The sequence below is a fragment of the Comamonas sp. F1-6 genome (genome assembly GCF_039581415.1).
GTDB lineage: Bacteria > Pseudomonadota > Gammaproteobacteria > Burkholderiales > Burkholderiaceae_C > Comamonas > Comamonas thiooxydans.
Genome location: NZ_JBCPWN010000033.1, coordinates 19,978 through 37,880 on the forward strand (window position 1 = coordinate 19,978; position 17,903 = coordinate 37,880).

At 59.5% G+C, this 17,903-nt stretch carries 27 protein-coding genes; 6 read left to right on the top strand and 21 right to left on the bottom strand.

The window, feature by feature from the left end:
• Positions 1–26: 26 nt before the first annotated feature.
• From atpE to AAIL66_RS22700, 3 genes are read right to left on the bottom strand one after another with little or no spacing between them, the layout of a single operon-like run.
• Positions 27–278 (bottom strand): F0F1 ATP synthase subunit C, encoded by a 252-nt coding sequence (gene atpE, locus AAIL66_RS22690; protein ID WP_003059376.1) that lies wholly within the window; start codon positions 276–278, stop codon positions 27–29.
• A 46-nt stretch (positions 279–324) separates the two neighbouring features.
• Entirely contained in the window at positions 325–1,188 is an 864-nt protein-coding gene (gene atpB, locus AAIL66_RS22695; RefSeq protein ID WP_003065408.1) for a F0F1 ATP synthase subunit A, read from the bottom strand.
• 14 nt (positions 1,189–1,202) lie between these two features.
• Positions 1,203–1,667 (bottom strand): ATP synthase subunit I, encoded by a 465-nt coding sequence (locus tag AAIL66_RS22700; protein ID WP_003065409.1) that lies wholly within the window; start codon positions 1,665–1,667, stop codon positions 1,203–1,205.
• Between the two features lie 378 nt (positions 1,668–2,045).
• On the opposite strand from AAIL66_RS22700, the gene AAIL66_RS22705 reads away from it, so the two are divergent.
• From AAIL66_RS22705 to lipA, 3 genes are read left to right on the top strand one after another with little or no spacing between them, the layout of a single operon-like run.
• Positions 2,046–2,363, top strand: coding sequence for a DUF493 family protein (locus AAIL66_RS22705; protein WP_003065410.1), 318 nt, complete (start codon positions 2,046–2,048; stop codon positions 2,361–2,363).
• Between the two features lie 41 nt (positions 2,364–2,404).
• Entirely contained in the window at positions 2,405–3,097 is a 693-nt protein-coding gene (gene lipB / locus AAIL66_RS22710) for a lipoyl(octanoyl) transferase LipB (RefSeq protein WP_034359058.1), read from the top strand.
• A 10-nt stretch (positions 3,098–3,107) separates the two neighbouring features.
• Positions 3,108–4,088: a lipoyl synthase gene (gene lipA, locus AAIL66_RS22715; protein ID WP_003059385.1), complete on the top strand. Its 981-nt coding sequence runs from the start codon at positions 3,108–3,110 to the stop codon at positions 4,086–4,088.
• A 488-nt stretch (positions 4,089–4,576) separates the two neighbouring features.
• Here lipA and AAIL66_RS22720 read toward each other — a convergent pair whose 3' ends face one another.
• The 5 genes from AAIL66_RS22720 to AAIL66_RS22740 all read right to left on the bottom strand — a co-directional run bounded on the left by AAIL66_RS22720 (position 4,577) and on the right by AAIL66_RS22740 (position 9,006).
• Complete coding sequence (locus AAIL66_RS22720) at positions 4,577–5,626, bottom strand: YwqG family protein (RefSeq protein WP_343497823.1); 1,050 nt, start codon at positions 5,624–5,626, stop codon at positions 4,577–4,579.
• 42 nt (positions 5,627–5,668) lie between these two features.
• Entirely contained in the window at positions 5,669–7,444 is a 1,776-nt protein-coding gene (ptsP, locus tag AAIL66_RS22725; RefSeq protein WP_343497824.1) for a phosphoenolpyruvate--protein phosphotransferase, read from the bottom strand.
• Positions 7,445–7,649: 205 nt separating this feature from the next.
• Positions 7,650–7,919 carry an HPr family phosphocarrier protein gene (locus AAIL66_RS22730; protein ID WP_034359051.1) on the bottom strand — a complete coding sequence of 90 codons (270 nt, stop codon included), beginning with the start codon at positions 7,917–7,919 and terminating at the stop codon, positions 7,650–7,652.
• A complete protein-coding gene (locus tag AAIL66_RS22735) occupies positions 7,888–8,343 on the bottom strand; it encodes a PTS fructose transporter subunit IIA (protein WP_034359049.1) in 456 nt (151 codons plus the stop codon). The genes AAIL66_RS22730 and AAIL66_RS22735 overlap by 32 nt, the downstream gene beginning before the upstream one ends.
• 96 nt (positions 8,344–8,439) lie before the next feature.
• Positions 8,440–9,006, bottom strand: a complete 567-nt coding sequence (locus AAIL66_RS22740; protein WP_343484294.1) for a hypothetical protein — start codon at positions 9,004–9,006, stop codon at positions 8,440–8,442.
• Positions 9,007–9,157: 151 nt separating this feature from the next.
• On the opposite strand from AAIL66_RS22740, the gene AAIL66_RS22745 reads away from it, so the two are divergent.
• Positions 9,158–9,670 (top strand): TlpA disulfide reductase family protein, encoded by a 513-nt coding sequence (locus tag AAIL66_RS22745; protein ID WP_034359045.1) that lies wholly within the window; start codon positions 9,158–9,160, stop codon positions 9,668–9,670.
• 201 nt (positions 9,671–9,871) lie between these two features.
• Here the strand turns inward: AAIL66_RS22745 and AAIL66_RS22750 are convergent, their stop codons facing one another.
• Complete coding sequence (locus tag AAIL66_RS22750) at positions 9,872–10,318, bottom strand: cytochrome c (RefSeq protein ID WP_343497826.1); 447 nt, start codon at positions 10,316–10,318, stop codon at positions 9,872–9,874.
• Positions 10,319–10,468: 150 nt separating this feature from the next.
• Here AAIL66_RS22750 and AAIL66_RS22755 point away from each other — a divergent pair, with 150 nt between their 5' ends.
• Together AAIL66_RS22755 and AAIL66_RS22760 are read left to right on the top strand one after the other, a co-directional pair.
• Positions 10,469–11,173: a DUF4017 family protein gene (locus AAIL66_RS22755; protein ID WP_063665410.1), complete on the top strand. Its 705-nt coding sequence runs from the start codon at positions 10,469–10,471 to the stop codon at positions 11,171–11,173.
• 83 nt (positions 11,174–11,256) lie between these two features.
• Positions 11,257–11,745, top strand: coding sequence for a GNAT family N-acetyltransferase (locus AAIL66_RS22760; RefSeq protein WP_343497828.1), 489 nt, complete (start codon positions 11,257–11,259; stop codon positions 11,743–11,745).
• 113 nt (positions 11,746–11,858) lie between these two features.
• Here AAIL66_RS22760 and AAIL66_RS22765 read toward each other — a convergent pair whose 3' ends face one another.
• From AAIL66_RS22765 to rpsJ, 12 genes are all read right to left on the bottom strand, one after another.
• The gene (locus AAIL66_RS22765) at positions 11,859–12,365 is read right to left on the bottom strand and encodes a peroxiredoxin (protein WP_034359041.1); all 507 of its coding nucleotides are present in this window, start codon (positions 12,363–12,365) and stop codon (positions 11,859–11,861) included.
• 116 nt (positions 12,366–12,481) lie between these two features.
• Positions 12,482–12,751, bottom strand: coding sequence for a 30S ribosomal protein S17 (gene rpsQ / locus AAIL66_RS22770; protein ID WP_003059401.1), 270 nt, complete (start codon positions 12,749–12,751; stop codon positions 12,482–12,484).
• A 9-nt stretch (positions 12,752–12,760) separates the two neighbouring features.
• Positions 12,761–12,958 carry a 50S ribosomal protein L29 gene (gene rpmC, locus AAIL66_RS22775; protein ID WP_003059403.1) on the bottom strand — a complete coding sequence of 66 codons (198 nt, stop codon included), beginning with the start codon at positions 12,956–12,958 and terminating at the stop codon, positions 12,761–12,763.
• A 10-nt stretch (positions 12,959–12,968) separates the two neighbouring features.
• Complete coding sequence (gene rplP / locus AAIL66_RS22780) at positions 12,969–13,385, bottom strand: 50S ribosomal protein L16 (protein WP_003059405.1); 417 nt, start codon at positions 13,383–13,385, stop codon at positions 12,969–12,971.
• Positions 13,386–13,387: 2 nt separating this feature from the next.
• On the bottom strand, positions 13,388–14,257 hold the full coding sequence (gene rpsC / locus AAIL66_RS22785) for a 30S ribosomal protein S3 (RefSeq protein ID WP_003059406.1): 870 nt from the start codon (positions 14,255–14,257) through the stop codon (positions 13,388–13,390).
• 16 nt (positions 14,258–14,273) lie between these two features.
• Positions 14,274–14,606, bottom strand: coding sequence for a 50S ribosomal protein L22 (gene rplV, locus AAIL66_RS22790; protein ID WP_003059408.1), 333 nt, complete (start codon positions 14,604–14,606; stop codon positions 14,274–14,276).
• A gap of 10 nt (positions 14,607–14,616) precedes the next feature.
• Entirely contained in the window at positions 14,617–14,892 is a 276-nt protein-coding gene (rpsS, locus tag AAIL66_RS22795) for a 30S ribosomal protein S19 (RefSeq protein WP_003059413.1), read from the bottom strand.
• A gap of 10 nt (positions 14,893–14,902) precedes the next feature.
• On the bottom strand, positions 14,903–15,727 hold the full coding sequence (gene rplB, locus AAIL66_RS22800) for a 50S ribosomal protein L2 (RefSeq protein ID WP_003059414.1): 825 nt from the start codon (positions 15,725–15,727) through the stop codon (positions 14,903–14,905).
• Between the two features lie 2 nt (positions 15,728–15,729).
• The gene (gene rplW, locus AAIL66_RS22805) at positions 15,730–16,044 is read right to left on the bottom strand and encodes a 50S ribosomal protein L23 (RefSeq protein ID WP_003059415.1); all 315 of its coding nucleotides are present in this window, start codon (positions 16,042–16,044) and stop codon (positions 15,730–15,732) included.
• Positions 16,041–16,664 carry a 50S ribosomal protein L4 gene (gene rplD, locus AAIL66_RS22810; RefSeq protein WP_003065421.1) on the bottom strand — a complete coding sequence of 208 codons (624 nt, stop codon included), beginning with the start codon at positions 16,662–16,664 and terminating at the stop codon, positions 16,041–16,043. The genes rplW and rplD overlap by 4 nt, the downstream gene beginning before the upstream one ends.
• Positions 16,664–17,338 (bottom strand): 50S ribosomal protein L3, encoded by a 675-nt coding sequence (gene rplC / locus AAIL66_RS22815; RefSeq protein WP_003059417.1) that lies wholly within the window; start codon positions 17,336–17,338, stop codon positions 16,664–16,666. The genes rplD and rplC overlap by 1 nt, the downstream gene beginning before the upstream one ends.
• Positions 17,339–17,538: 200 nt before the next feature.
• Positions 17,539–17,850: a 30S ribosomal protein S10 gene (gene rpsJ, locus AAIL66_RS22820; RefSeq protein WP_003059431.1), complete on the bottom strand. Its 312-nt coding sequence runs from the start codon at positions 17,848–17,850 to the stop codon at positions 17,539–17,541.
• Between the last annotated feature and the right edge of the window lie 53 nt (positions 17,851–17,903).

The window sequence follows — 17,903 nt, forward strand, 5'->3', positions numbered from 1 at the left end:
TTTCTATTTAGGGCGTTGATCGGAGCTTAGGCCACCAGTTGGAAGGGGTTGGCGAAAGCGAACAGCAGGGCGATAGCAACACCGATCAGGAAGGCGGCGTCGATCAGACCAGCCAAGATGAACATCTTGGTTTGCAGTTCGTTGATCAGCTCAGGCTGACGTGCCGAAGATTCCAGGAACTTGCCACCCATCAGGGCGATACCGATCGAAGCGCCGATAGCGCCCAGACCAACAATCAGACCACAAGCCAGAGCGACGAGACCGAGAACGTTTTCCATGATGACTCCTAGGGATTAAAGGAAAGAAAGGTTGAAGAGGGAAAGGTCAGTGAGCTTCATGTGCCTGGCCGAGGTAAATCAGCGTCAGCATCATGAAAATGAAGGCCTGCAGGGTAATCACCAGGATGTGGAAGATTGCCCAGATAGAGCCTGCAATGATGTGCCCCACGGGGAGCAACACACCAGAGAGCGACATAGCCGCCGCACCACCCATCAGGGCAATCAGCATGAACACCAACTCACCAGCGTACATGTTGCCGAACAGTCGCATGCCATGCGACACGGTCTTGGCAACGTATTCAATCACCTGCATCAGCAGGTTCACCACGCCCAGGATCAGGGCGAAGACGGGATTCTTGGAAGTGCCGAACGGTGCAGTCACCAGTTCATGCGCCCAGCCGCCCATGCCCTTGATCTTGACGCTGTAGAACAGGCACAGGACCAGCACGGCGAAGGACAGGCCCAGCGTGGTGGACAGATCGGCGGTGGGCACGACACGCAGATAGGCGTGTTCGTCGGCGGTAGCGCCTTGCCACAGATAGGGCAGCAGATCCACGGGCAGCATGTCCATGGCGTTCATCAGGAAGATCCAGACGAAGACGGTCAGTGCCAGAGGAGCGATGAATTTGCGCGATTGGGCGTTGTGGATATTGGCCTTGGCCTGGTTGTCCACCATCTCGACCAGGATTTCCACGGCGGCCTGGAAGCGGCCGGGCACGCCGGAAGTCGCCTTGCGGGCAGCCAGCCAGAGCACGAAGATGCCGAGCAGACCCAGAACGCCAGCCACCACGATCGAGTCGTAGTTGATGACTGAGAAATCAATGACGGACTTCTGCTTGATGTTTTGCAGGTGTTGCAAGTGGTGAACGATGTATTCACTTGCAGTTGGGGCGTGCGCATCAGCGGCCATCGTCAACTCTCTTCTTAAGCTTCAGTTTTTCGGACACTGGATCGCACCAGCAGTGCAACCCAATACGTTTTCATCACAACAATCAAACCGGCCAGCAACGCCAGCCAACTGAGATCGGGAACCAGCTTTGGCGCAGCCGCCAGCATCGCGATGCACAGCACCAGCTTCACCAGTTCCCAACCGAAAATCCCCGCCATGGCCGCCCCGGCACCTCCCGGCCGTTGACGAACCACACCTCTTGCAAACAGCGCTGCGGGCAACACGACCGCCAGCGCTCCATACGCCGCCGACCAGCCTGCGGCTGCTCGCCCCGTCATCAACCACGACAGCAAAGCCACGATAACGCCGACCAGCGTCTGAACGATGACGATGCGCCAGACAGAAACCTGCGGAAAGCGCGAACGCCATGCAGAGGCTTCTTGTGCAGTCAGGGGCTTGAAGTCTTCGACTTCGTCCTCATCCTGAAAATCAGCGGGCATGTTTGTCATGTTTTCTTTCACACCGCTGACCAGGCAAGACTTTTTTACAAAGCCTCTGATTATAAGTAAAAACCCCCGTCGTTAGATAGGGGTTGATACTGTCATGCGCAAAACGTCTTTGACAAGACCTGAGGGTTGTCGCTGAGTGACAACATCTGCCATCCTCAGCTTTGGTGCGGCGCGAGTGTGCCCTAATTGAAATACCTGATTACCCTGAATTGTCTGCCGCCTACCAGGGGCTTTGCCGGTTGGCGGGCCTCGCCAAGCCATGGATTAGGCCCACGTGCGCAGGGCTGCCCGGCGTGGCGCACAATCTTTCCTACTCATTGACCGGCTGTTTCACCAACGGCAATTTTTCATTCCAGCCAAGGACTCTTCATGAGCGACACGCCCAACCCATCTGCCGCCAACGAGAACGGCCAGCAAGAAGACCCGCGCAAGGATTCGCTGATCGAGTATCCGAGCCAGTTCCCCATCAAGGTGATGGGCGTCAAGAATGAGCATCTGGTGCATGAAATCACCAAGATCGCCGAAAAATTCGACCCCAGCTTTGACGCCAGCACGGTGGAGCTGCGCCCCAGCTCTGGCGGCAACTACCTGGGCGTGACCATCACCATCACGGCCACCAGTCGCGAGCAACTGGACGATACCTACCGCGCACTGACCTCTCACCCCCTGGTGAAGGTCGTGCTGTGAGCCATAACCCGATTGCTTCCGCCTTGCAGCCCCCCGAAGCCATGGACCTGCGCTTTCTGGGGCGCACCGGCTATGAAGCAACCGTGGTCGCGATGCAGGAGTTCACGCGCACACGCAACTCGGCTACACGTGACGAAGTATGGGTATGCGAGCACTCACCCCACTTCACTCAGGGGCTGGCCGGCAAAATTGAAAATGTTCTGAACCCCGGCGATATTCCCGTGGTGGCAACCAATCGCGGCGGCCAGGTGACCTATCACGGCCCCGGTCAGGTGGTGGCCTATCCGCTGCTGGATCTGCAGCGCATGGGCTACTTCGTCAAAGAGTATGTGTACCGGCTGGAAGATGCGGTGATCCGCACGCTGGATCATTTCGGCGTCACCGGCCACCGCGTGGCAGGCGCCCCCGGCATCTATGTGCGCCTGGACGATCCGCGCAGCCATGCCATGCTGGAGCAGCGTCCGCAACATCGCGAACCGGGCAGCCCGGCGCCCGAGCCGCATTTCGAGGGCCTGGGCAAGATTGCCGCCCTGGGCATCAAGGTCAGCCGCCACAGCACCTACCACGGAGTGGCCCTCAATGTCGATATGGATTTGGAACCTTATTTGCGAATCAACCCTTGCGGATACGCAGGGCTGAGAACGGTGGACCTTTCTACAATCGGCGTACAGACAACCTGGGACGAGGCCGCATCCGTGCTGGGCCGCCAGCTGAAGGCGCGTCTCTCACCCTGAAGGCAAGATCATGAGCACCAATGAAGTCGTGCGCGAAGCGCAGTCCGCCGAAAACTACAACCCGCTGGCCAAGCAGAAGGCTGCTGCCAAGCTGGCACGCATCCCCGTGAAGGTGGAGCAGGCCGAAGTCCTCAAAAAGCCGGAATGGATCCGCGTCAAGGCCGGCAGCCCCAGCACGCGCTTCTACGAGATCAAGGACATTCTGCGCAAGAACAATCTGCACACGGTCTGCGAGGAAGCCAGTTGCCCGAATATCGGCGAGTGCTTTGGCAAGGGCACGGCCACCTTCATGATCATGGGCGACAAGTGCACGCGCCGCTGCCCCTTCTGCGACGTGGGCCATGGCCGCCCCGATCCGCTGGACGTGAACGAGCCGCTGAATCTGGCACGCACCATTGCCGCGCTGCGCCTGAAGTACGTGGTGATCACCAGCGTGGACCGCGACGACCTGCGCGACGGCGGCTCGGGCCACTTCGTGGAATGCATCAAGAACATCCGCGAGCTCTCGCCCGAGACGCAGATCGAGATCCTGGTGCCCGACTTCCGCGGCCGTGACGACCGCGCGCTGGAAATCCTCAAGTCGGCCCCCCCCGATGTGATGAACCACAATCTGGAAACCGCGCCGCGCCTGTACAAGGAAGCGCGCCCCGGCTCCGACTACCAGTTCAGCCTGAACCTGCTCAAGAAGTTCAAGGAACTGCACCCCGATGTGCCGACCAAGAGCGGCATCATGGTGGGCCTGGGCGAGACGGACGAGGAAATCCTGCAGGTGATGCGCGATATGCGTGCCCACAACATCGACATGCTGACCATCGGCCAGTATCTGGCGCCCACCAACAGCCACCTGCCCGTGCGCCGTTATGTGCACCCCGATACCTTCAAGATGTTCGAGCAAGAGGCCTACAAGATGGGCTTCACCCACGCCGCCGTGGGCGCCATGGTGCGCTCGAGCTACCATGCTGACCAGCAGGCCCATGCCGCCGGCGTCTGAGCACCGAAGACAGCACTCACAAAAGCAGCCCCTGTGGCTGCTTTTTTCATGCCCGGATGCAATGAGCAGTGCTGCACGCCCCAGTATTTTCCAAAAAATAAAGCTCCTGAATAAGGAGCTTGATGCGCTTTTCTGGTAAAGCTTACATAGTCAATTCATAGCAGAATCGTTGCATATCATGCGCTAAAAGCTATGAATTTTGAATAAATTACTGTTTGCATCGAAAAAACGCCTGGCTAACCGGCAAACCGCTGGCTGGCAAAAACGACTGCAGGCTGAACAGGCCCGACGAGTCGCCCCACGATGAAACTGAGCAATGCAGCACTTGATACCCCACCAGAGTCCTGCGCCGCAAGCTGGGCGAATATTAACATCAAATGAGAATCAATATCAATTAATTTTCATTTCCCACAAAAAGAATTCTCCAAACACCTGTTTCGCAGCCATTTCGCAACCGTTGGCACCTGCAGCCACGGTGCAGGCGGGTTTCAGCAACACTGCAGCACCAACCGCGCCCGGTCAAAGCGACGTGCGCGCAGGTCGTCGCGGCGCATCCACAGATAGACCTGGCCTCCATCGCCCCAGCCCATGCCGCCTTTTTCATCGCTGCCGATCTGCAGCAGCAAAAGCCACTGCGTTGCGGTATCGCGTACGGCCCGCGTGGCATCGTTCGCGTAGGCATCGCCATTACCGCAGTAATGCCCCGCTGCCACCAACGCGCATTCGGTCTGCATATCACCCTGGACAGGCGTGGGCCAGCCGCCGATGCGATGGCAGCCGCTATCCTCTCCACCGCTGCTGGCAGCGTTTTGTGCGTCATCGAACCACCATTCGACAAAGCGGTCACGCCGCTCTTCGTCAAGCGCCAGGCCCTGCGAACCCCACTGAGCGCTCTCCAGAGGCAAGGCCGTGACGCAGGCATGCAGTTCGCAGGCCATAGGAGCGAGCTGACAGTGATCGGGCAGCTCTAGCAGCGCCGGCGGTTGCGGGCGCCGCTCGAGCTCGGCATCGCCCTCGGAGAAGATCAGCTTCAGCGCACAGGCATCGGCAGGATCGAAACCCCAGGGCTGCTCCATCAGGTCGTAGAAGACGGACAGCAGTCCAGACTCGGGGAAATCCGCATCCAGAGTCCCGGCGGAGCGAGCTTCGGCGAAGTTGATCTGCGCCACAAAGCTCAGCGGAAAAGTGCTTTCAAGCCTTGCGACGTGCTGCAAGGCCTCTTTGCGAAATAGCTGGACTTGCTCCGGCCTGGCCCATCGCCAACGGCTGTCGGGAGCAAGGCTGTCTTCGCGATGGGGCTTCACCCGCTGCTCATGGTCCGGATAGCGTCCTCGCTCGGGCCAGGCCACACCGGCTGGCAGGTCGGGACAGCCGCCAAGTTTGGTGCTGCCGGACGCAATCTCCGCTTCGTCCTCCACCGCAGTGGTCTGCAGCCACACGGCCGGCCTGGCTTGCGCAGCCAGTTGCTGCGCAAGTGCTGCATCTTCCAGCACCGGCTCGAGCGCACGGGCGATTTCCTGCGAATGTGCGTAATTCATCCATCCCTTTTCTGCCGGCCTCGAGGTCGTTCCCTGAACTCTTCAGGGCGCCAGCATCTGCGCCGGGCATTCGCTGCCCAGCACCTCGGCGGCCCAGGGAGCAAGCTTGCTGGAGTCCGCACGCAGCACCTCCTGCTTGACGGCCAGAATCTGCGCGGGGTGCATGGAAAAACTGCGCAGCCCCAGGCCCAAAAGCAGCCGGGTCATGCTCAGATCACCGGCCATTTCGCCGCAAACGCTGACTTCCTTGCCTGCGGCATTGGCCGCTGCGATGACCTCCGCCACCAGGCGCAACACCGCCGGATGCATGGGGTCGTAGAGATGGGCCACGGTTTCGTCGGCACGATCGATGGCCAGCGTGTACTGGATCAGGTCGTTGGTGCCTATGGACAGAAAGTCGAAATATTGGAGAAAGCTGCGCACCGTCAGGGCGGCCGCCGGAATCTCGATCATGGCGCCCAGCTTGACCGGGCCGTAGGCGACGCCGCGCACATCGAGCTCATGCTGCGCCTGGCGCAGCTGGGCCAGGGTCTGCTCGATCTCGCTGCGATGGGCCAGCATGGGAAACAGCAGCTTGATCTGTCCGTGCGCTGCCGCGCGCAAGATGGCGCGCAGCTGGGTGCGGAACATCACGGGGTCGGCCAGACTCCAGCGTATGGCGCGCAGGCCCAGCGCGGGGTTGAGGTAGTAGTCCTTGGGCTGTGCCTTGTCCAGCGGCTTGTCGGCCCCCACATCCAGCGTGCGGATGGTGACCGGCATGCCTTGCATGCCGTCTATGGCCTCGCGGTAGGCACGGTACTGCTCTTCTTCCCCAGGCAGATTGCCGCTGCGCCCCATGAACAGAAACTCGGTACGGAACAGCCCCACCCCGACTGCGCCAGCACGCACGGCGGCAGCCCCGTCGCTGGGCTGCTCGATATTGGCCAGCAGCTCCACCTTCTGCCCATCCATGGTGAGGGACGGCGTGTAGCGCAGACGGGTCAGGCGCTCGCGCTCCAGTTCGGTCTGGCGCTGGCGAAAGCTGTACTCCGCCAGGATGATGGGTGTGGGGTCCACGATGACCACGCCCTCGTTGCCGTCGATGATGACCCAGTCATCCTGGCGAATCAGCTGGCTTGCGGCCCGCGCGCCAACCACGGCCGGAATGTCCATGCTGCGTGCGACGATGGCCGTGTGGCTGGTCTTGCCGCCCACGGCCGTGATGAAGCCCGCAAAGACCTTGCTCTTGAACTGCAGCATGTCCGCTGGCGACAGGTCTTGTGCCACCAGCACCAGCGGGGTTTCCGTGGTGACGTCGAGAGGCAGCTGCTGTCCATCGGTTGCAGGTGCAGCGCCCGTCGGAGACAACGGTGGAGCAACCTGCGCAAGCGGACTGGCCGCGCCCTTCATGTGGCGCAGAATGCGCTCCACTACCTGCTCCAGATCGGCCTTGCGCTCGCGCAGGTACTCGTCGTCCATCTCGTCGAACTGGCGCGAGACGATTTCCAGCTGCGTGGTCAGCGCCCATTCGGCGTTATACAGACGCTCCGAGATCCAGTTGCGGATGGCCTCGGCCAGTGCCTGGTCCTGCAGCAGCATCAGATGCACATCGAGCAGCGCATCAAGCTCGCCGGGCGCGTCCTTGGGCATTTCCTCCTGAAGCCGGCGCAGCTCGTCAATCACCGCATTGCGTGCCGTGCGGGCACGCTGGATCTCCGACTCCACCTGATCGGGCCGGATGAAGTAGTGCACCACCTCCATGCGACTGGAGGCCACAACGACCGCGCGCCCGATGGCAACCCCCCGTGAGACGGCCAGGCCGTGGATGGCAAATGTCATGGCGAATGCCCTTTCGCGAATTTCGCGATTGCTTTTTGCTTGCTTCTTGCTCTTGTTTTTGCAGCAGTCAGCGCCAACTATCGCTGCACTACAGCATCAAAACCGCTCTACTTCATTAACAGCAAGACCCTGCCTGCTATCAAAAGAGCTAACCGTCCAACTGCCACCTGCACGCGGTCAAGCCGCGGCACAGGCGAGGCAGCCTTTACTGGCCTTCGCCAAACTTGTCATTGATCAGGGCCACCAGCGCATCCGTGGCTTCCTGCTCCTGTGCGCCATCGGTTTCCAGCTCCAGCTCGGAGCCTATGCCCGCCGCCAGCATCATCACGCCCATGATGCTCTTGGCATTGACGCGGCGCTCGCCCTTGGTCAGCCAGACCTCGCAGGGGAAGCTGCCGGCGAGCTTGGTGAGCTTGGCCGATGCACGGGCATGCAGGCCCAATTTATTGCTGATGGTGATATTGGTCTTGATCATTGGAAGGTCGTGCGCTTTGATTTTGTCGGGAACTGCCGGCCACCTGCATCACCCCCTGGCTGCCGCCCACCATGGCCCGCGAAACCAGGGCATCCAGCGGCTCATGCCGATAGCCTATGGAGCGCAAAAGCATGGGCAGGTTCACGCCCGCCACCAGCCTGGCCTGCAACAGGCCCGTGAGACGCTGGGCCACATTGCATGGGGTGGCGCCAAACAGATCGGTCAGCACCAGGGTCGGTGCATCCAGACCGCCATGCGCCACCAGCATGGCCAGGGCGCGCTCCAGCGTGGCCTCGGGCGCCTCTTCGGAAGGCACGTCCAGGGCCAGCAAGTCGTCAGCGCTATCGGCAAACACATGCAGGGCGCATTCGCGCAATGCAGCGGCCAGAGGAGCGTGAGTGAGCAAAAGAATGCGCGTGGTCATGTAGTCACAGTTCTTGACAGCAAATTATGGCCTGTTGCCGCCATCAACAAGGGCAATGAGGTGGATGAAGCACAAAGCTAATGATCTGGATGGGACTTATTGCAATTGCAGACCCGAAAAAAACATCTCGGCCTCGGCAGACCTGAGCTTGTCGGCATAGATCACTGCGTGATAGACCCTGGCGCCACTGCCCTCCAGGCGAGCAAACCACAGACCATGCCCCACCACTTTCTGCCCCCGGGGACCGAGCCCCTCGAAGGTCATGCGCAAGGACTGCGGCAGATTCAACGTGCCCTTGGGCACCCACAGGCCATCGCCCCTGGCATCGAGCCTTGCGGCAGCACCGTCCGCCGACTTCAGCTGCGCCAGCACTGCCTGCTGCCAGAACGTCAGTGCCTCGGCAGCACGTGCAGGCTCGGCCACGGCGAAATGCGACACCGCATAGGTCGCGCCCTGGGCCTCGCAGCCCACGACCGACAGCTGTACCTGACCCAGCCCCAGCTCTATCGGCCGGGTGGCTGTCTGCGCATCGCAGGGCAAGAGTGCTTGCAGCGGCGCATCCTTGAGCTGGGTGGTACGCCAGTTCAGCGCCGGGCTGCAGGCTGCCAGCAGCAGCGCGCAACCGGCAAGCAAGTTCACCGCCCAGAGTCCGGTTTTCTTCATGGCCCATTATCGGCAGCGGCACGGGCCCGACCTGTCACACAAGCCTAGGGTTGACCCGTGGGTCAAGCAGTAAGAACTGAACTTTCAGCGGGTTTGACACACCAACCCACAGATCAGCAAGGTGCTGAAGATTTGTGCACAATCAAACTCTATGGCAAGCAAACATTGGATCGCAGGCATTGTGGCGGCCGCCGTCATCGGCGTCGGGGCCTGGGTGTATTCGGGTGCAGGGCAGACCGCGGCGCCGCAATCCACCTTTGTGCTGCTGGACGGCAGCCAGAAAACCACGGCCGACCTCAAGGGCAAGGTGACGCTGGTGAACTTCTGGGCCACCAGCTGCACCACCTGCGTGGCAGAGATGCCCGAGATCATCAGCACCTACCAGAAGTACCAGGGCAAGGGCTTTGACACCCTGGCCGTGGCCATGAGCTACGACCCGCCCAGCTATGTCGTGAACTTTGTTGAATCGCGCAAGCTGCCCTTCCAGGTCGCGCTGGACAACACCGGCAGCGTGGCCAAGGCCTGGGGCGATGTGCAACTCACACCCACCACCTTCATCGTCAACAAGCGCGGCGAGATCGTGAAAAGCTATATCGGCGCGCCTGACTTTGAGCAACTGCACAAGCTGATCGAGAAGCTGCTGGCAGAACCAGCTGCAGCTTGATTAAAAGCCATAGCTTACAGCGCTTGATAGCAGGTCATTTCAACATCAAAAGCGCCTAAAACACAGAAACAGCAAGCGACAGCCGCTCACAAAAAAAACCGACCAATGGTCGGTTTTTTCATGCCTGGAGCATCGAGCAAGGGTCGCTCCCCAGCGAAGATGCTGTCCCCCTGGGGGGAAGCCGCGCAGCGGCTCAGGGGGCTACTTATTCCGGAAGCTGTCGTGGCAGCTCTTGCAACTATTGGCGGCCTGGCCGAAAGCCGTCTTGAGATTGTCCAGATTGCCGGTCTTGGCGGCAGCATTGAGCTTGACGACTTCTGCTTCCATCTTGCCCGACAGATCATGGAACTTGGCCTGCTCCTTCCACACCTCAGGCTTGGCCTTGCCGCCTTCGGTGCCGGCGCCGAAGCCGGCCCAGGGCAGCTTGGACATGAAGGCCACAATTTCCGCACTTTCCTGCGCGCTCTTGGCATCGAAGGGCATCTTGCCATTGGCCATGGCGCCCAGACGGCTGAAATGCGTGCCCAGCACGCTCAGGGCGCTCTGGCGGTATTTGATGGCATCTTCAGCCTTGGCGAACTGCGCCGAGGCAGGCAGGGCCACGGTGGCAACCACAGCAGCGAATGCCAGAGTGGAAAAAGCTTTCATCGGGGTATCCTTTCTTGGTTCTACAGCCTGCCGCAGGCGGCTGCCTGTCCAGTATGGCAGAGGAACATGAAAGCACGCACTGCCCCTTCCGGGCTTGGCTTTCGACGCCATGCAGGCACAATGCCGGTGTCGATTCGCGATGAACAAGCCATGACAAACCCTATTCGACCTGCCGCAGCAGGGCCACACAAGGTACGCATCTGGGATCTGCCCACCCGCCTGTTTCACTGGCTGCTGGCAATCTGCATCGTGGCCCTGGTGGTCACCGCCAAGATGGGCGGCAATGCCATGAACTGGCATCTGCTGCTGGGACAGGTCGTGCTGGCCTTGCTGATCTTTCGCATTCTCTGGGGCCTGGTCGGCGGGTACTGGTCGCGCTTTGGCAGCTTCATCCCTTCTGCGGCGGCCATGAGGCGTTATCTCAGTGGCGCGTCGACCACGCAGGACCGCGCAGGCCACAACCCGCTGGGCTCGCTGTCGGTCATCGCGATGCTAATCGTTCTGATAGCGCAGATAGCAAGCGGGCTGATGAGCGATGATGAAATTGCCTTCAGCGGACCTTTGACGCGTTTTGTGTCCGGCGAGCTGATCTCCAAGGCCACCAACTACCACGCCCACTGGGGCCAGTACCTGATTTACGCACTGGTCGCACTGCATCTGCTGGCCCTCATCGGCTACAGCCTCAAGGGCGACAAACTGGTCCCGGCCATGGTCACGGGCGACAAATTGCTGGAGGAACCCGTTGCTGCGAGCCGCGACACCGCCAGCACCCGGGTTCTGGCCGCATTGCTGGCCGTGGTGGCAAGCGCTCTCTCCTGGTGGGTCCATCAACTGGGCCAGAGCGCTGCTTTCTGAGTTCTGACGCTGCAGGCAGCTGCTTTAACCATGTAAAGCACTTGCCGCTACACTGGGCCTTCTTTCATCATTGCCTAGTTGCCGTGGACAAGCCTGCCGTGGACTTGCTGACGCCCAGCCTGGAGGAAATGGATGCTGTGCGCCAGATCTTTCAGGAGTATGCGAACAGCCTGAACATCGACCTGGAATTTCAAGGATTCGAATCCGAACTCGCCGCCCTCCCTGGCGAATATGCTGCGCCTCGTGGACAGATTCTGCTGGCTCGCGTGGATGGCAGCATTGCGGGCTGCTGCGCACTGCGTCCTCTGGACGACTCGGACTACCCCAACGCCGCCGAGATGAAGCGCCTGTTCGTGCGCAAGGCTTTTCGTGGCTTCGGCCTGGGGCGTCAACTGGCCGAAGCAATGCTCGACATTGCCCGCCAGGCTGGCTATGACCATGTGCTGCTCGACACCCTGGACGATATGGAGTCTGCCCGCGCACTGTATGTGGACCTGGGCTTCGAGCCCATCGAACCTTACTATCACAATCCGCTTCCAGGCGCGCACTACCTCAAGGCGAATCTGTTCTGAGCCTCTGATGCGAAAAAGGCATTGCCAGTTTGGCAATGCCTTTTTTCTGTGGTGCCAAGCCGCCTTGCGGCGAGAGCGTCATTCCCGCGCCCAGCAACTCAGGGCTTCAGCCATCAAGCCTTGGCTTGAGCCAGCATGGTGCCGGCATCGCTGACTTCAAACTTGCCGGGAGCTTCCACGTTCAGGGTCGCAACCTTGCCGTCCTTGACCAGCATGGAGAAGCGGTTGGCGCGCAGGCCCAGGCCCTTGCCGTTCAGGTCCAGCGTCAGGCCGGTCGCCTTGGCGAATGCCGCATCGCCGTCGGCAATCATGCGCACCTTGCCAGCCACCTTCTGATCGCGGCCCCAGGCGCCCATCACGAAAGCATCGTTCACGGCCAGGCACCAGATTTCGTCCACGCCGGCAGCCTTGAGCTCTTCGGCCTTGGCCACATAGCCTGGCAGGTGCTTTTCGGAGCAGGTGGGCGTGAATGCGCCGGGCACGGCAAACACGGCAATAGTCTTGCCGGCCAGAGCCTCGGGCAGCTTCACGGGGTTGGGACCAAGGCTGCAGCCATTGCCTTCCACTTCCACATATTCCATCAAGGTCACTGCGGGCAGGGTATCACCAACTTTAATCATGACTATCTCCTTTGTTGCAAAGCACGGACCGCATTCTTGGCGGCCCAAATAAAAAAACGACCCACAGCATTGTGGGTCGTTTTCAAGGGCTTTGCAGCCGGCGGGCCTGGTTAGGCTTACACCAGAGCAGCCTTTTGAACCAAGCGGGTAGCAACCCAGTTCTTGGTCTTGGAGAGAGGACGGCTCTCGGTGATTTCAACCACGTCACCCAGCTTGTACTCACCTTGCTCGTCGTGAGCGTGGTACTTGCTCGACTTGATCATGATCTTGTCGTAGATGGGGTGCTTGACGCGGCGTTCCACCAGAACGGTCACAGTCTTGGCACGCTTGTCGCTGACCACCTTGCCAATCAAGGTGCGCTTGAGGGATGTTTTAGCTTCCGTCATGTCGGCTCCTTACTTGGCGGCTTGCTTTTCAGCAAGGATGGTCTTGGCACGAGCGATGTCACGGCGTGTAGCCTTGATGGTCGCAGTGTTGCCCAGTTGTTGCGTGGCCTTTTGCATGCGCAGACCGAAGTGAGCCTTTTGCAGGGACTTCACTTCAGCTTCCAGACCAGCCACGTCTTTTTGGCGGAGTTCAGCAGATTTCGTCATGTTGATCTCCTTAAGCACCAATGTGACGGGACACGAAGGTCGTGCGCAGAGGCAGCTTTGCAGCAGCCAGGCGGAACGCTTCACGGGCCAGCTCTTCAGGCACACCCACGATTTCGTAGATCACCTTGCCGGGCTGGATTTCGGCCACGTAGTACTCGGGGTTGCCCTTACCGTTACCCATACGCACTTCGGCGGGCTTGGTAGAGATGGGCTTGTCCGGGAACACGCGGATCCAGATACGACCACCACGCTTGACGTGACGGGAAATTGCACGACGTGCAGCTTCGATCTGGCGTGCGGTCAGACGACCACGGTCAGTAGACTTCAAACCGAAATCGCCGAAGGCAACGGAGTTGCCACGGGTAGCGATGCCGGTGTTGCGGCCTTTTTGTTCCTTACGGAACTTGCGGCGTGCAGGTTGCAGCATGTTTATTCTCCTTTACCGTCCGCTGCTGTAGCGGGCGCGTCGGCCTTACGAACGCGCTTAACGGAATCAGCACCAGCGCCAGCAGGCTTGTCGCTGCCATCGGCAGGAGCGGCATTGGTGCCTGCGGGACGACGGCCACCACGGCCAGCGCCATCACGGCCATCACGGCGACCGTCACGACGGGGACCACGAGGACGACGCTCGTCTTCAGGACGGGGCGTTTCCACGGCGGGCAGATCGTTGCGGCCCAGGGTGTCACCCTTGTAGACCCAGACCTTCACGCCGATGATGCCGTAAGTCGTCTTGGCTTCGGAGAAGCCGTAGTCGATGTCGGCACGCAGAGTGTGCAGAGGCACGCGGCCTTCGCGGTACCACTCGGTACGAGCGATTTCGATACCGTTCAGACGACCGGAAGACATGATCTTGATGCCTTGAGCACCCAGACGCATGGCGTTCTGCATGGCACGCTTCATGGCGCGGCGGAACATGATGCGCTTTTCCAGCTGTTGGCAGATGGAGTCAGCGATCAGCTTGGCATCGATTTCAGGCTTGCGCACTTCTTCGATGTTCACAGCCACGGGCACGCCCAGGCGAGCAGCGAGTTCCTTCTTCAGGGCTTCGATGTCTTCACCCTTCTTGCCGATCACCACGCCCGGACGAGCCGAGAAAATGGTGATGCGGGCGTTCTTGGCAGGACGCTCGATCAGAACGCGAGCCACGGCGGCGTTCTTCAGCTTGGCCTTCAGGTACTCGCGCACCTTGATGTCTTCGGCCAGCATGCCGGCGAAGTCACGGTTGCTAGCGTACCAGCGGCTTGCCCAGTTGCGGCTCACCGCCAGACGGAAGCCGGTAGGATGGATTTTCTGTCCCATATTCTTCCTTAAGGCCTCAGTTACCCACTGTCACGTAGATGTGGCAGGTAGGCTTGCTGATGCGGTTGCCGCGGCCCTTGGCGCGAGCAGTGAAACGCTTGAGCGTAGTGCCTTGCTCGACGTAGATGGTCTTGACCTTCAGTTCGTCGATATCGGCGCCGTCGTTGTGCTCAGCGTTGGCGATAGCGGATTCCAGAACCTTCTTCACGATCACGGCAGCTTTTTTCTGCGTGAACTGGAGAATGTTCAGAGCTTGATCCACCTTCTTGCCGCGGATCAGATCCGCGACCAGGCGACCCTTGTCAACAGACAGGCGGACGCCACGGAGAACAGCACGTGTTTCAGACATGTTCTATTCCTTACTTCTTGGCTTTCTTGTCCGCAGGGTGACCCTTGAAGGTACGAGTCAGCGCGAATTCACCCAGCTTGTGGCCAACCATCTGGTCAGTCACATAAACCGGCACGTGTTGCTTGCCGTTGTGCACGGCAATGGTCAGACCGATGAACTCGGGCAGGACCATGGAGCGACGCGACCAGGTCTTCACTGGCTTCTTGTCCTTGGTGGCGATGGCCTTTTCGACCTTGGCCAGCAAGTGATGGTCAACAAACGGACCCTTTTTAAGAGAACGAGTCATTTGCTACCCCTTACTTCTTACGGCGCGACACGATCATGGTCTGTGTGCGCTTGTTGTTACGGGTGCGGTAGCCCTTCGTCAGATTGCCCCATGGGTCAACTGGGTGACGGCCTTCACCGGTCTTACCTTCACCACCACCGTGCGGGTGGTCGACAGGGTTCATGACCGTACCGCGGACGGTAGGACGAATACCCATCCAACGCTTCACACCGGCCTTGCCCAGACGGCGCAGGCTGTGTTCTTCGTTGGCAACTTCACCGATGGTGGCGCGGCACTCGATGTGCACCTTGCGGACTTCGCCCGAACGCATACGCACTTGAGCGTAGATGCCTTCGCGAGCCAGCAGAGTGGCGGAGGTACCAGCCGAGCGAGCGATCTGAGCACCGGCACCGATCTTCAGTTCGATGCAGTGGATGGTCGAGCCCACGGGGATGTTGCGGATAGGCAGGGTGTTGCCCACGCGGATAGGAGCTTCGGAGCCGCTGATGATGGTAGCGCCGACTTCCAGGTTGCGAGGAGCAATGACGTAGCGACGCTCGCCGTCTGCGTAGCACACCAGAGCGATGTGGGCAGTACGGTTGGGGTCGTATTCAATGCGCTCAACCTTGGCGGGGATACCGTCCTTGTTGCGCTTGAAGTCCACCACACGGTAGTGGTGCTTGTGACCACCGCCCTTGTGGCGAGTTGTGATGTGACCGTTGTTATTACGACCGGCCTTCTGGAATTGAGCTTCCAGCAGGGGGGCAAAACCCTCACCCTTGTGCAGGTGGTCGCGAGTAACCTTCACCGCGCCGCGTTGGCCGGGGGTCGTAGGTTTGAGCTTGATAACAGCCATGATTACGCAGCCTCCCCAGACAGGTTCAGCTCTTGACCGGGCTTGAGCATCACGTATGCCTTGCGCACATTGTCGCGACGGCCCACGGTCTTGCCAAAGCGCTTGGTCTTGCCCTTGGTGTTCACCACAGACACGCCAGCCACTTCAACCTTGAACATCAATTCCACAGCGGCCTTGATTTCGGGCTTGGTAGCGTTCTGCAGCACCTTGAATGTCACAGCATTGGACTTTTCAGCAACCAGAGTGGCCTTTTCGGACACGATGGGAGCGACCAGCACTTGCATCAGACGACCTTCGTCAAACTTGGTAGTGCTCATGCGAACATCTCCTTGAGTTTGTCGATCGCACCCTTGGTGACGAGCACTTTCTTGTAGTGCACCAGCGACACGGGGTCTGCATAGCGCGGCTCAACCACGAACACGTTCTTCAGATTGCGGGATGCCAGGTACAGGTTCTCGTCGATTTCTTCAGCGATCACCATCACCGACGAAGACAGGTTCATAGCCTTGAACTTGTCTGCCAGCACCTTGGTCTTGGGGGTATCCAGCGTCAGGGATTCCACAACTGCCAGACGGCCTTCGCGGGCCAGCTGAGACAGGATGGAAGCCATACCGGCGCGGTACATCTTCTTGTTGATCTTCTGCGAGAAGTTTTCTTCGGGCAGATTGGGGAAGATGCGACCGCCGCCACGCCACAGAGGCGAGGAGGACATACCAGCACGTGCACGGCCTGTACCCTTTTGCTTGAAAGGCTTGGCAGTGGTGTGACGCACTTGTTCACGGTCCTTCTGGGCGCGAGTGCCTTGACGTGCGTTGGCACGGTAGGCAGTCACCAGCTGATGGACCAGATCTTCGTTGAATTCACGACCGAACACAGTCTCGGGAGCTTCCACCTTGGAAGCGGCCTGGCCTTGTTCATTCAGGAGTTCGAGCTGCATTAGTTCGCTCCTTTGGAAGCTTTAGCCTTGATCGCGGGGCGCACGGAAACGAAGCCACCCTTGGCACCAGGAATGGCACCCTTGATCAACAGCAGTTGGCGTGCTTCGTCGATACGAACCACGTCGAGGTTTTGAGTAGTGACGGTTTCGTCGCCCATGTGACCAGTCATACGCTTACCGGGGAACACGCGACCGGGGTCTTGTGCCATACCGATAGAACCGGGAACATTGTGCGAACGGCTGTTACCGTGCGAAGCGCGCTGCGAACTGAAGTTGTGGCGCTTGATCGTGCCGGCGTAACCCTTACCGATGGAGGTGCCTTGCACGTCCACCTTCTGGCCAACGCTGAACAGCTCTGCCACAGGCAGAACGGCACCAGCGGCATACTTGCCAGCGGTTTCATCAGTCACGCGGAATTCACGGGTCACTTCACCGGCTTCGACACCCGCCTTGGCGAGGTGGCCGGCTTGAGGCTTGGTCACGCGAGAAGCCTTGCGTGCACCGAAAGTGACCTGCAGGGCCACATAGCCATCGTTCTCTTGGGTTTTGACCTGAGTCACGCGGTTGTTAGAAACATCCACCACTGTGACAGGCACTGCGTCCCCATCATCAGTGAACAGACGCATCATGCCCACCTTGCGACCCAGCAACCCCAGGGAGTTGCTCAGACTCATTTGTTTGCTCCAAAACTTTTGCCGCTGAAACTGCAATTGGCCCAGCGTTGTGCCTTAGCAATCATGCCTAGCACACAAAAGAAGGTTAATAAAACTTCGCATCAAAGGCGAAGCTCCAAATTTTAACGCGAACTGCTTTTTCAAGCAAGTTCGCGTTAAACAAAGACCCTTAAAAGCCTCTTGCGAGGCCTCCAAAACTCTTATTGCAGTTTGATCTCGACGTCCACACCTGCGGGCAGGTCCAGCTTCATCAGAGCGTCAACAGTCTTGTCAGTCGGATCCACGATGTCCATCAGACGCTGGTGCGTACGGATTTCGAACTGGTCACGGCTGGTCTTGTTGACGTGAGGCGAACGCAGGATGTCGAAGCGCTTCATGCGTGTCGGCAGGGGCACGGGACCCTTGACGATGGCGCCGGTACGCTTGGCGGTATCAACGATTTCGGCTGCAGACTGGTCGATCAGCTTGTAATCGAAAGCCTTCAGACGGATGCGGATTTTTTGCTTAGACATTGTTAATTCCTAGCTTTTCTAAGAATTAGGCAATGATCGTGGCAACCACACCA